A 12,709-nucleotide genomic window follows, 5' to 3' on the forward strand; every position below is an offset into this window, starting at 1 on the left:
CAAACACTTCGCTAGCAGTATTATTACAACTTGCAAGACTCCGTTGCTAAATTCATTTCGTGAAGATGTAATTTTCTATTTACACCGCTTCGGCTGCGGGCTAGATTGAAGTTTCTTTATCGCAGTTATCTAGCAGGAAGCCTTGTCATGAAGCATCAAACCGACGACGTTCGTATCAGTGAAATCAAAGAATTATTGCCCCCGGTTGCGGTGCTCGAGAAGTTTCCGGCGACTGAAACCGCTTCATCGACCGTGTTTGAATCCCGCCAGGCCATTCATCAGATCCTGGCCGGCGAAGATCAGCGCCTGCTGGTGGTGATCGGCCCCTGCTCCATCCACGATCCGGTGGCGGCACTGGAATATGGCAAGCGCCTCAAGACCTTGCGTGACGAGCTTAAAGGTCAGCTGGAAATCGTGATGCGAGTCTATTTCGAGAAGCCGCGCACCACGGTCGGCTGGAAGGGGTTGATCAACGACCCTTACCTCGACAACAGCTGCCAGATCAACGATGGTCTGCGCATCGGTCGCAAGCTACTGCTGGACCTCAACGACATGGGGCTGCCGACCGCCTCCGAGTTCCTCGACATGATCACTCCGCAATACATGGCGGATCTGATGAGCTGGGGCGCCATCGGGGCCCGTACCACCGAATCCCAGGTGCACCGTGAGCTGGCCTCCGGTCTCTCCTGCCCGGTCGGTTTCAAGAACGGCACCGACGGCACCATCAAGGTGGCCATCGATGCCATCGGCGCCGCCAGCGCGCCGCACCACTTCCTGTCGGTGACCAAGTACGGCCACTCCGCCATCGTCTCCACCGCCGGCAACCCGGACTGTCATATCATTTTGCGCGGTGGCCGCGAGCCGAACTACAGTGCCGCCCACGTGGATGATGTGGTGAAGGGGCTGGACAAGGCCGGTCTGCCGCAGAAGGTGATGATCGACTTCAGCCACGCCAACAGCAGCAAGCAGTTCAAGAACCAGATGTTGGTGGCCGAGGACGTGGCCGGTCAGCTGCGCGCCGGCAGCAAGGCGGTGTTCGGTGTCATGGTGGAGAGCCACCTGGTGGAAGGACGTCAGGATCTGGTGGAAGGCTGCGAGCTCACCTTCGGCCAGAGCATCACGGATGCGTGCATCAACTGGGCCGATACCGAGGTCCTGCTGCGCAACCTGGCCGATGCGGTGGCGACGCGCAACGCGCTCTGATGCCCAGGCCCAAGCGGCCCGTTCACAACGGATAAAAAAAGCGCGACCCGGGGTCGCGCTTTTTGTTGGCCTTGTGTGGCAGGAAGTCGGCAGCTTACTTGGCTTTTTCCTGATGGCCGCGCAGGCGGATGTTGATCATCTCCACCACCAGCGAGAAGGCCATGGCGAAGTAGATGTAACCCTTCGGAATGTGCAGATCCAGCCCCTCGGCCATCAGGGCGACACCGACCAGGATCAGGAAGGAGAGCGCCAGCATCTTGATGGTGGGGTGCTCGTCGACGAAGTCGCCGATGGCCTTGGCGGCAAACATCATGACCCCGACGGCGATGACGATGGCCAGCACCATGACGGGCACGTGGTCCGCCATGCCGACGGCTGTGATGACGGAGTCCAGGCTGAAGATGATGTCGAGGATGGCGATCTGCACCAGTGTCGACATGAAACCGGCGGTCTTGCTCACCATCCCCTGCTCGTCGGCGGCCCCTTCCAGGCTCTGGTGGATCTCGTGGGTGCTCTTGGCGATGAGGAACAGGCCCCCCACCAGCAGGATCATATCCCGGCCCGAGATGGCCTCGTCGAACAGGCTGAACAGCGGATGGGTGAGGCGCATCACCCAGGCCAGGGACAGCAGCAGCAGGATGCGGGTCCCCATGGCGAGCCCCAGCCCCAGGATCCGTGCCCGTTGGCGCTGGGCCTCCGGCAGCCGACCCACCAGGATAGAGATGAAGATGATGTTGTCGATGCCCAGCACGATCTCGAGCAGGGTCAGGGTGGCGAGTGCTACCCAGGCAGAGGGATCAGCAATCCATTCCAGCATGATTGAACCTTGGTTGAAATATTGAAGCAGCGCATTTTAGCAGGCAAGCCCGGCTTGTCCCATAGCGGCGAACAGATAAAATAGCGGCGATCAGAGGGAGAGAATCATGTTTCGTTTAGGGCTCATTATCAACCCGGTCGCCGGCATCGGCGGGGCGGTCGGCCTCAAAGGCAGCGACGGTGTCGTGGCCGAGGCGCTGGCGCGGGGCGCGGTGCCAAAGGCGCAGGAGCGGGCCCGTCAGGCCCTGCTGCCGCTACTGGATCTGACGCAGCCCTTCGAGCTGCTGACGGTGGCGGGGGAGATGGGGGCGAGCCTCGCCGCCGAGCTGCAACTGCCGCATACCATCGTCTATAAGTCCGCCGGCCCGACAACCTGCGCCGACGATACCCGCGCCGCCGCCGCGCTGATGCGGGAGGCGGGGGTGGATCTGCTGCTGTTTGCCGGTGGCGATGGCACGGCCAGGGACATCTGCGCCGCGGTGGGGGAGTCCTGCCATGTGCTCGGCATCCCGGCCGGGTGCAAGATCCACTCCGGGGTCTACGGCGTGACCCCGGCCGCCAGCGGGCGGGTGGTGGCGCGGATGATAGGCGGTGAGCTGCTCAGCCTGATGGACGCCGAGGTGGTGGACATCGACGAGGAGGCGTTTCGGGCCGGCAAGGTGCGGGCTCGTCACTATGGCCAGATGCAGGTGCCCGGCGATCTGCGCTACGTGCAGGCGACCAAGCAGGGCGGGCGGGAGTCCGAGGAGCTGGTGCTCGCGGATCTCGCCGCCGGGGTGGTGGAGGAGATGGAGCCAGATACCCTCTATCTGATGGGGTCGGGCAGCACGGTCGCCGCCTGTATGGGGGAGATGGGGCTGGAAAATACGCTGCTCGGTGTGGATCTGGTGGAAAATGGCCGGCTTATCGGGCAGGATCTGTCCGCCGCCGAGATCCTGACCCGGATCCGCGGTCGTCGCTGTCGCCTGATCATTACCCTGATCGGCGGTCAGGGACATCTGTTCGGGCGCGGAAATCAGCAACTGAGTCCAGAGGTGATCAGGGCCGTCGGGCGAGACCATATTCAGGTGCTCGCCACCAAGACCAAGCTGGCGGCACTCGAAGGCCGTCCGCTGCTGGTGGACACCGATGACCCGGCACTGAACCGGTCGTTAAGGGGTTATCTGCGGATAACCACCGGCTACAAGGACCAGGTCATCTACCCGGTGGCCAACCCGGAATAGGACATCAAGGATGCGGCTGGCCTGGCGCCAGAGAGCCGTGATCAACAAGATCGCGGTTCCACTCCCCGAATTATTTTGCCGGCAATCCCGGAAATGAGGCTGCGTTACATGACAATTCACGATTTTGAGCACAAGTTGTTGGGATTGATCGACGGCATGGTGGCCACGGCCAGCGATGACGATCTGTTTGCTGGCGGCTACCTGCGCGGGCATATCTCGCTGGCGGTGGCCCGTGCCGAGCTGGAAGGCAAGACCCTGGTGCGGGATGTAAAGAGCTATGTCTTGCGTAGCCTGAATGAGGCCATCTTGCAGGGCGAACTGTCCGAGCAGGACGAGGTGCTGGTGCAGGATCTGTGGCAGCGTCTGCAGCAACAGGCGGAAGCTTGATCCCATTCGCAGTTCAAACAGAAGTTTAAGTAATCTGCTTCCCTGAGTGTTATCAAAAGGTTAATAATGGGACTCGCCTTTTGTTTCAGGGATTGAACTATGTCCTCCTCACGCATTGCCAACAAACTGCCGCTCGAGATGCTCTATCACTGGGAGCGGCAGTCGCCTGACCGAGTCTACCTGCGTCAAACTATCCACCGTGAATACGTCGACTTCACCTGGTCTGACGTGGCCGACGAGGCGCGGCGCATGGTGACGGCCCTGCGCGAGCTGGGGCTGGTGGCCGGTGACAAGGTGGCGCTGCTCTCCAAGAACTGCGCCCAGTGGTTCATCGCCGATCTGGCGATGCAGATGGGGCAGTACGTGAGCGTGCCCATCTACCCGACCGCCAACGTCGACACCATCGAATACGTGCTGCGTCACAGCGAGGCCAAGGCGATCTTCGTCGGCAAGCTCGATGACTGGCAGAGCCAGGAGGCGGGGGTGCCGGCTTCCTTGCTGCGCATCGCCTTCCCCTATGACACCATGCCGGCCCCTCATCAATGGGACGCTCTGCTGGCGACGCACGCCCCCATCACCGACAGCCCGGTGCAGGCGCCTGACGCCCTGCTGAGCCTGGTCTACACCTCTGGCAGCACCGGCAAGCCCAAGGGCGCCATGCTGAGCGTGGAGCGCTACGCCTGGTCCTGCGAGAAGCTGGTGGAGGCGGTGGCGCTGACCGAGGCGGATCGCGGCTTCTCTTACCTGCCGCTGGCCCACATCACCGAGCGGGTCTACATCTACGGCGGCAGCCTGTTCAGTGGCGCCACCATCGCCTTCCCCGAGTCCCTCGACACCTTCATCGACGACGTCAAGCGTTGCCGACCTACCGTCTTCATCTCGGTGCCGCGCCTCTGGGCCATGTTCCGCATCAAGATCCTCGAGAAGCTGCCCCAGAAGAAGCTGGATCTGCTGCTCAAGATCCCGCTCGTCTCCGGCCTCATCAAGCGCAAGCTGCAAAAAGGGCTGGGGCTGGATCAGGCGCGGGTGCTGGGCTGTGGCTCGGCCCCGGTGGCGCCGGCCCTGCTCGAGTGGTACCACCGCATCGGCATCGAGATCACCGAGGCCTGGGGCATGACCGAGAACCACGCCTTCTCCACCCTCAACTATCCGTTCAGGGCCGACAAGATAGGCACGGTCGGCAAGGCGGGGCCCGGGGTGACCATCAAGATCTCCGACGAGGGGGAGATCCTCTGCCGCTGTGACGGCATGATGATCGGCTACTATAAGGATCCCGAGCACAGTAGCGAAGCCATCGACGCCGACGGCTGGCTGCACACCGGTGACATGGGCAAGCTGGACCGGGAGGGCTACCTCACCATCACCGGCCGCATGAAGGACGTGTTCAAGACCGCCAAGGGCAAGTACGTGGCGCCGGTCCCCATCGAGGGGCTGCTGGGGCAGGAGCCCATCATAGAGCAGCTGTGCGTCATCGGTTACGGCATGCCGCAGCCGGTGGCCCTGGTGCAGCTGGCCGAGAGCGCCATGAAGGGGGATCGCGCCGCCGTCAACGCCCAGCTGGAGGCGGCCCGCAACCGGGTCAACGGCCAGCTGGAATCCCATGCCCGCATTCGCGGCATCCTGGTGGTGAAGAGCCCCTGGAACATCGAAAATGGGGTGCTGACCCCCACCATGAAGATCCGGCGCCACCTGCTCGAGCAGAAATACGCAGACATCGGCGATCGCTGGTCCGGCTCCCAGAGCATTATCTGGGAATCCTGAGGGACAGGGGTATTTAGAAAACAAATACAAAAAGGGGAGCCAGTGGCTCCCCTAATAGTTTTTGCCTGCCGATCAGACGGCTTTGTACTCCAGTTCGACGGATCCCAGCGCCTTCAGGGTGGAAAGTGGATTGAGCCGCATCTCGCTGGCTGACCCCCACCATGAAGATCCGGCGCCACCTGCTTGAGCAGAAATACGCGGACATCGGCGATCGCTGGTCCGGCTCCCAGAGCATTATCTGGGGATCCTGACGGACAGAGGCATTTGGAAAACAAATACAAAAAGGGGAGCCAGTGGCTCCCCTAATGCATTTGGCCTGCTGATCAGACGGCTTTGTACTCCAGTTCGACGGATCCCAGCGCTTTCAGGGTGGAAAGTGGATTGAGCCGCATCTCGCTGGCTGATCCCCATCATGAAGATCCGGCGCCACTCGCTTGAGCAGAAATACGCGGACATCGGCGATCGCTGGTCCGGCTCTCAGAGCATTATCTGGGGATCCTGAGGGACAGGGGTATTTAGAAAACAAATACAAAAAGGGGAGCCAGTGGCTCCCCTAATGCATTTGGGCTGCTGATCAGACGGCCTTGTACTCCAGTTCGACGGATCCCAGCGCCTTCAGGGTGGAAAGTGGATTGAGCCGCATCTCGCTGGCTGATCCCACCATGAAGATCCGGCGCCACTCGCTTGAGCAGAAATACGCAGACATCGGCGATCGCTGGTCCGGCTCCCAGAGCATTATCTGGGGATCCTGACGGACAGAGGCATTTGGAAAACAAATACAAAAAGGGGAGCCAGTGGCTCCCCTAATGCTTTTTGCCTGCTGATCAGACGGCTTTGTACTCCAGTTCGACGGATCCCAGCGCCTTCAGGGTGGAAAGTGGATTGAGCCGCATCTCGCTGGCTGATCCCACCATGAAGATCCGGCGCCACCTGCTCGAGCAGAAATACGCAGACATCGGCGATCGCTGGTCCGGCTCCCAGAGCATTATCTGGGGATCCTGACGGACAGAGGCATTTGGCCTGCTGATCAGACGGCTTGGTACTCCAGCTCGACTGTTCCCAGCGCTTTCAGAGTGGACTGGGCCGCATCTCGCTGGCTGATCGGGCTGTTGCCGTTCTCCAGCAGCACGGCGCGGCGCACGGTGCCGAGATCCTCGCCGTTCAATACCGCATGGGCACAGGCCATCTGCATCGGTGGCAGGCTGGGGTTGAAGGCGGCGTTCTCGGCGTAGCGCCCGCAGAAGACGCGGCCGTCGGCGAACTGCAGCGCCACCGCGGCGTAGCCCTGGCTGTAGGGGGCATAGCTCTGGCGGGCGGCAGTCAGCGCGGCCTGCCACAGGGGATCATCGCTTTCCAGCACCAGCTCGTCATGGGCTTGCGGGCTCATCAGGGCGTCGGTGATGTCCAGATCGGCGGGACCGAACGAGTGGGGCAGGAAGGACTGCAGCTCGCTCAAGTCATCGGGCAGGGAGACCTTCAGGGTCTTGGCGGTGCTCAGCTCGTTCATGAACTGACGGCAATGGCCGCAGGGGGTGTAGTTGACGGTGATTTCACTGATCCCGGTCTCGCCGCCGAGCCAGGCGTTGGAGATGGCGGACTGCTCGGCGTGCACCGAGTGGAACAACCCCGGACCGGCAAACTCCATGTTGGCACCCAGATACCAGTGGCCGCTCAGGCCACAGGCGATGGCGCCGACGAAGAACCTGGAGATGGGGGCGACCGAGCAGGCGGCGGCCAGCGGCAGCAGGGCGAGACGCAGGGCACGATCCTCAAGGCCGGTGGCGGCTTTGAGGATGGCGATTTGCGCCGGGCTGAAGCTGGCGTTGAACCCCTCATCCAGCATGGGGCGCAGGGCCGCTTGCAACGGGGCTGACAGGGTCTCGAATGGCTTGGCAAAACGGGGATGCATACTGTGTCCTCAAAGGCCAATTGGGGGGCCATTGTAGGGAGCAAGCGCGGCGAAATGTGTGAGCGCGCTCACGCCTTGGTGGGCAAAGGGCCGGCGATGTTAAAGGAAACGTTTGTCTTGCGCAATCTGTGCGTCAGCTCCCAGCACGGGGGCGTTTAAGTGTCACCTGAGTATGAGTGGGTGTTTGGATAGAAAGCGAACAATGGCCGCCAGGGGTGGCCATTGCAGGGGACGCGTGCGGTGGTTTCAGGTCAGCCAGTGGTAGATGGCAAACAGCAGGGGAGCGACCGCGGCGGTGAGGATACCGCACACCACCATGGCCAGCGACGAGAAGGCGCCCTGGGTGACCCCCTTTTCGGCGGAGGTGGCGGTGCCGATGGCGTGGGCACAGGCCCCCATAGCGAGGCCCTGGGCCTCGGGATCGGTGACCCGCATCAGCTTGAGCAGGGGGTAGCCGATGAGGGCGCCGATGATCCCGACCACCACCACCACGGCGGCCGCGATGGCGGGAATGCCGCCCAGCGACTGGCTGACGCTCATGGCCAGCGGCGTGGTGATGGACTTGGTGGCCAGCGAGGCCAGCAGCGCCGGATCCGCCCCCATCAGGTGGCCGATCAGCAAAGTGGTGCAGACCGAGATCAGCACAGAGGCCAGGGTGCAGGCAAGGATGGGCTTGAGCCTTGAGCGGATCTGGCGAGCCTGCTGATAGAGCGGCAGCGCCAGCGCGACCACCGCCGGCTCCAGCAGCGCCGTGATGGGGAAGGTGCCGTGCTGGTACTGCTCCAGCGGCAGATCCAGCCAGAGCAGCAGGCCGATGATGACGGCTGTGGGGATCAGCACAGGGTTGACGATGGGCCAGGGCAGACGGCGGTAGAGGGCCCGGGTGGCGAAATAGAGCGCAAGCGTCAGGGGAATGGCAAACCAGAACATCATGGTTGCTTCCTTGTCATGGGATGGCGGGATTGAGCGGGGGAGATGGCAAGCTGGCGCATCATTGCTTGTTCATCCTCTGGTAGAGGTGGCCGACGGTGGCCAGGATCAGCACTATGCCCAGCACCACGCACAGCAGGATGAGCCCGAAGGATTGGCGCAGGGGCTCGAGCCAGGCCACCAGCCCGACCGCCACCGGCACGAACAGCACCCCCATGTGGCGCAGCAGCAGGCCGGCACTCTGTTCGACCCAGTGCAGCTTGATGAATTGCAACGAGAGCAGCACGAACAGCAGCAGCATGCCGAGGATGCTGCCGGGGAAGGCGAAGGGCAGCAGGGCCGCCAGAGCTTTGCCTGCCAGCAGGCAGGCGACGATGACCATGAAATCACGAAGGTAGAGCAAGGCGCGTTGAAGCAGCACTGGGGCCTCATCTTGGCAACTGTGAGCGAGGTCGCAGTTTAGCAGAGCGCAGGGGGCACAGAACAGGGTCAACTGGCCCACAGGCTATACAATGGCGACCAGAGTCATTCCTATTCATAAGAAGGAGATCCCATGTCCTCCCCCTCTCTCTTGTCCCGGCTGCGCCAACTGCCTGCCGATCTCGCCCTGCCTCCCCAGCTGTTGCAGACCCCTGAGTGGGACGGCCCCCTGTGCCGGGTGCGGCTCGACAACACCGGCGCCACCCCTGAGCCCGTGCGCGACTGGCTGCTGTTTGACGGCGAGCTGGGTATCTCCCCCGAGGCGGCCATCTACGGCGAGGGGTTCCAGATGCTGGCCCAGACCATGGGCACCTGGCAGGCTCCGGCTCCGGTCGGCCGCTGCCCGGATGCGAGCGTCTACCGCATCACGGCGGACTTGGGCTATCACACCGTCCACAACCTGCTGCTGGTAGCGCAGGACACGGGCTGGCTGCTGCTGGCATTTGCGAGCTGCCAGCGCTTCGGCGGCGAGTTTCGGCTCTATCCGAGTGGCCGGCTGCAGATCCTGATGAACGGCGAGGGACGGCAACTGCTGCCGGGCGAACATTGGCAGAGCGAAGCCCTGCTCTGTCTGGAAGGGCCGGACAGAGAGGCCCTGCTCAGGGAGCTGGCGGACTACATCGAGGCCGAACATCCTTCGCTGGTGGCGGACGTGGCCGCGCGCCCGAGTGGCTGGTGCTCCTGGTATCACTACTATGCGGACGTGAGCGCCGCCGACATTCGCGAGAACCTGGCGGTGCGGGCGGCGCGCTTCCCGGCCCTGCGCTATGTGCAGATCGACGACGGCTACCAGGCCAGGATGGGGGACTGGCTCACTCCCTCCGCCAAGTTCGAGCAGGGGGTCGCGCCGCTCGCGGCCGAGATCCGGGCGGCGGGTTGCGAGCCGGCACTCTGGGTCGCCCCCTTTATCGCCGAGCCGGGCTCTCGGGTGTTTCAGGATCACCTCGACTGGTTCGTGAAGGGGGATGACGGCCTGCCGCTGCCCTCGGAGCGGGTCACCTACGGCGGCTGGCGCTGCACCCCCTGGTATGTGCTGGACGGCACCCACCCCGAGGTGCAGGCCCACCTCGAGCGGGTGTTCCGGACCCTGCGCGAGCAGTGGGGCATCCACTACTTCAAGCTGGATGCAAACTTCTGGGGGGCCATCCACGGCGGCCACTTCTGCGATCCGTCCGCCACCAGAGTCGAGGCCTATAGACGCGGCATGGCGGCGGTGCTGCGCGGGGCCGGGGAGGGCGCCTTCCTGCTCGGCTGCAACGCCCCCATCTGGCCGAGCCTGGGGCTGGTGCACGGCATGCGGGTGAGCGACGACGTGGAGCGCCATGGCCCGCGTTTTCGCCAGATAGCCCGGGAGGCCTTCTGCCGCGCCTGGCAGAACGATCGGCTCTGGGCGCTGGATCCCGACTGCGTCTGCCTGCGAGACCTGCCAAACCAGAGTGCCGGCGAGCACGACTACCAGTTCCACCTCGCCGCCCTGGTGGCGAGCGGCGGCATGGTGCTGGCGGGGGACCGGCTGCGGGATCTGGACGAGGGCCAGGAGGGGCAACTGCACAAGCTGCTGACCCTGTGCGAGGCGCGCGCGCCGGCGGCCCGCTTCGATGACATGAATTTCAGCCGTGGTCGGGTGACGCTGCCGGAGGGGGGCGAGCTGCTGTGCCTGTTCAACTGGGACACCGAAGAGAAGACGGTGGAGGTGCCGGCAGGAGCCCTGGACTTCTGGCATGAGCGTCCTGTAGGGCAGCAGGTTGTGCTGCAAGGTGGGCAAGGCAGGGTGCTTAGCTACCGTTAACTTCCGTTAAAGCAGATAAAAAGGCTCCCTCGGGAGCCTTTTTACAGGGTGTCGCCTGTTAAAATCAGCCCACGGCGTCCTGGCTTAGAAGTGCCACTCCACGCCGACGGCGTAGTTGGACGAGCCGTAGCCCGGAATGTCGTTGCTGGAGGCCAGCGCCTTGACGGTCAGGCGGTCGCCGAGGGGAATGCCCAGCCCCATGCCGATGGCGACCTCATCGCTCTGATCTCCCATCATGTCGACCCGCAGGGTGCGATAGAGGGAGAGATCCTCGCTCATCTGGGCGTAGATCTGGGACGACTTGTTGTAGAGCTGGCCGAACACTTCCATCTGGAAACCGTTCTGCGCCGTGATGGCGAGCGGGATCCCGGCGAAGCGGTAGAGATCGGAGTGGTTGAAATAGCTGTTGGTGATCAGGGGGGTGAAGTCGGTCTGCTGGTAGAGGGTGCTGAAGTTGCTCTCGATCTGCCGATAGGTCTGCTCCGGCAGGCGCAGCAGATAGTCCGGCACCTCGAAACGTGCCCCGGCCATGGCGGCCATTGGCAGCAGGGCACAGGCGATAAGCGTGAAAGCAGCTGGTCCTGAACGCATCAAACGTAAGATCCCCAAGAGTCGATAACACGGCATCCATGCCGTCAGTGCATACAAATAATTAAATTGTCAGGAGCTTGGCTCCCCTGCTCATTATGTCGTGAGCGCGGGGCGCGTACAGGGCTTTAACTGTGAAATCACTCACATATCAGAGATCTTCGAGGTAGCGATAGAGGCTCTTGAGGATGGCGAAGTTCCGATCGTTACCCTGATTTTGCTCCGCCAGCGCCTCGAGGCGGGGGACATAATCCGGCAGCCGCTGGCTGAAGTAGTCGCTGCAGTGCAGACGCCAGCGCTTCTGCTCGGCTTCGCTTAAGGTGTGTGGCCAGTTGCGGGCGCGATAACGAAACAGCATCTCGGGCAGGCGCGGGTCGCTGAAGGCAAATTCCCGCTCCCCCAGCAGATCCGCCGGGGTGGCGCGCACCAGATCCATGCTGGCCTTGTCGCCGTGACCGAAGAAACCGGCGTAGAGCTGGGTGTCGGGATCCGGATCGCTCTTGCCGGCGAACTCCTGGTTGAACACCTCCACCAGCTTTTCACGCACCTCGGGGTGGGCCCGCAGCAGGTTCAGGCTCTTGCGGCACTGCTCCCGGTCGACACCGAGCTCGTCCGCCCGCTCCACGGTCAGGGTGGCGGCGGGGGCCAGCACCGGGCACTTGTTGATGTGCACCAGCTTGACCGGAATAGCGGCCAGCTCCCCCAGCTCGTCCTTTTTGGTGTAGAGCCGCTCGCGGATCTCGTCGCTGGTGAGCTCGATGAGGGGGGTCGGATCCCGGGTGAGGTCCACCATGATCACCGCGTTCTGGTTGGTCGGGTGCCAGGCCAGCGGTGACACCCAGCTCACGCAGCCCTGCCAGGGGGAGAACATCCCCGAGACGTGGGTCAGCGGCTTCATGGTCACCACGTCGATCAGCGCCTTGACCTTGTTCTTGTTGCGCAGGGCAAACAGGTAGTCAAACAGTTTGGGCTGGGCTTGCTTCACCAGCTTGGCCAGCTCTATGGTGGCCAACACGTCCGACAGCGCATCGTGGGCGTTGGCGTGGGCCACGCCGTTGGCCACCGTCAATTTTTCGAGCCGAAAACTCGGCTTGCCCTCTTCATCGAAGGCCCACTCTATCCCCTCCGGGCGCAGGGCATAGCAGGCCCGCAGCATGTCGAGGATGTCCCAGCGAGAGTTGCCATTCTGCCAGCTGTAGGCATAGGGGTCGTAGAAGTTGCGATACAGGGTGTAGCGGGTCACCTCGTCATCGAAGCGGATGCTGTTGTAGCCCAGCACGCAGGTATTGGGGGTTGCAAACTGTTCGTGGATCTGACGGATGAAGTCCGCCTCGCACAGTCCGTCCTTCATCGCCTTCTGTGGCGTGATGCCGGTGATGAGGCAGGCCTCGGGCTCGGGCAGATAGTCCGCCGGCGGCTTGCAATAGATGACCAGCGGCTCGCCGATGATGTTGAAATCCCCGTCGGTGCGAATGCCGGCGAACTGCGCCGGCCTGTCTTTCGCGGGGCTTATCCCGAAGGTCTCGTAGTCGTGGAAGTAGAAAGTGGGCTCGCTGCCGGGCTGTGCTGTTTTGCTCATGTTGCTCGAGGTGAGGTGTCCGATGGCGGCGCCATGGCGCCTGG

The 12,709-nt window shown here is 62.9% G+C and carries 12 protein-coding genes; 5 read left to right on the plus strand and 7 right to left on the minus strand.

The window, feature by feature from the left end:
• Nucleotides 1–147 precede the first annotated feature (147 nt).
• A complete protein-coding gene (aroG, locus tag MM194_RS00545) occupies nucleotides 148–1,203 on the plus strand; it encodes a 3-deoxy-7-phosphoheptulonate synthase AroG (RefSeq protein WP_033130283.1) in 1,056 nt (351 codons plus the stop codon).
• 94 nt (nucleotides 1,204–1,297) lie between these two features.
• Here aroG and MM194_RS00550 read toward each other — a convergent pair whose 3' ends face one another.
• Nucleotides 1,298–2,020, minus strand: a complete 723-nt coding sequence (locus MM194_RS00550) for a TerC family protein (protein ID WP_241342303.1) — start codon at nucleotides 2,018–2,020, stop codon at nucleotides 1,298–1,300.
• Between the two features lie 106 nt (nucleotides 2,021–2,126).
• On the opposite strand from MM194_RS00550, the gene MM194_RS00555 reads away from it, so the two are divergent.
• The 3 genes from MM194_RS00555 to MM194_RS00565 all read left to right on the plus strand — a co-directional run bounded on the left by MM194_RS00555 (nucleotide 2,127) and on the right by MM194_RS00565 (nucleotide 5,390).
• Nucleotides 2,127–3,242 carry an ATP-NAD kinase family protein gene (locus MM194_RS00555; RefSeq protein ID WP_241342304.1) on the plus strand — a complete coding sequence of 372 codons (1,116 nt, stop codon included), beginning with the start codon at nucleotides 2,127–2,129 and terminating at the stop codon, nucleotides 3,240–3,242.
• Between the two features lie 108 nt (nucleotides 3,243–3,350).
• Entirely contained in the window at nucleotides 3,351–3,629 is a 279-nt protein-coding gene (locus MM194_RS00560) for a YfcL family protein (RefSeq protein WP_033130286.1), read from the plus strand.
• Nucleotides 3,630–3,728: 99 nt separating this feature from the next.
• The gene (locus tag MM194_RS00565; RefSeq protein ID WP_241342305.1) at nucleotides 3,729–5,390 is read left to right on the plus strand and encodes an AMP-binding protein; all 1,662 of its coding nucleotides are present in this window, start codon (nucleotides 3,729–3,731) and stop codon (nucleotides 5,388–5,390) included.
• Nucleotides 5,391–5,964: 574 nt separating this feature from the next.
• On the opposite strand, the gene MM194_RS21900 is transcribed toward MM194_RS00565, so the two are convergent.
• From MM194_RS21900 to MM194_RS00580, 4 genes are all read right to left on the minus strand, one after another.
• Complete coding sequence (locus MM194_RS21900; RefSeq protein WP_277604995.1) at nucleotides 5,965–6,096, minus strand: hypothetical protein; 132 nt, start codon at nucleotides 6,094–6,096, stop codon at nucleotides 5,965–5,967.
• 321 nt (nucleotides 6,097–6,417) lie between these two features.
• Nucleotides 6,418–7,299: a cytidine deaminase gene (gene cdd, locus MM194_RS00570; protein ID WP_033130288.1), complete on the minus strand. Its 882-nt coding sequence runs from the start codon at nucleotides 7,297–7,299 to the stop codon at nucleotides 6,418–6,420.
• A 246-nt stretch (nucleotides 7,300–7,545) separates the two neighbouring features.
• Complete coding sequence (locus MM194_RS00575; protein ID WP_033130289.1) at nucleotides 7,546–8,232, minus strand: LrgB family protein; 687 nt, start codon at nucleotides 8,230–8,232, stop codon at nucleotides 7,546–7,548.
• A 58-nt stretch (nucleotides 8,233–8,290) separates the two neighbouring features.
• Nucleotides 8,291–8,650, minus strand: coding sequence for a CidA/LrgA family protein (locus MM194_RS00580; protein WP_033130290.1), 360 nt, complete (start codon nucleotides 8,648–8,650; stop codon nucleotides 8,291–8,293).
• Nucleotides 8,651–8,782: 132 nt separating this feature from the next.
• Between MM194_RS00580 and MM194_RS00585 the strand changes: the two genes are divergently transcribed.
• A complete protein-coding gene (locus MM194_RS00585) occupies nucleotides 8,783–10,498 on the plus strand; it encodes a glycoside hydrolase family 36 protein (protein ID WP_241342306.1) in 1,716 nt (571 codons plus the stop codon).
• An 84-nt stretch (nucleotides 10,499–10,582) separates the two neighbouring features.
• On the opposite strand, the gene MM194_RS00590 is transcribed toward MM194_RS00585, so the two are convergent.
• A complete protein-coding gene (locus MM194_RS00590; RefSeq protein WP_033130292.1) occupies nucleotides 10,583–11,089 on the minus strand; it encodes a hypothetical protein in 507 nt (168 codons plus the stop codon).
• A 148-nt stretch (nucleotides 11,090–11,237) separates the two neighbouring features.
• Nucleotides 11,238–12,665 (minus strand): exodeoxyribonuclease I, encoded by a 1,428-nt coding sequence (gene sbcB / locus MM194_RS00595; protein ID WP_241342307.1) that lies wholly within the window; start codon nucleotides 12,663–12,665, stop codon nucleotides 11,238–11,240.
• Between the last annotated feature and the right edge of the window lie 44 nt (nucleotides 12,666–12,709).

Source organism: Aeromonas sp. MR16 (assembly GCF_022549315.1).
Classification (GTDB): domain Bacteria; phylum Pseudomonadota; class Gammaproteobacteria; order Enterobacterales; family Aeromonadaceae; genus Aeromonas; species Aeromonas aquatica.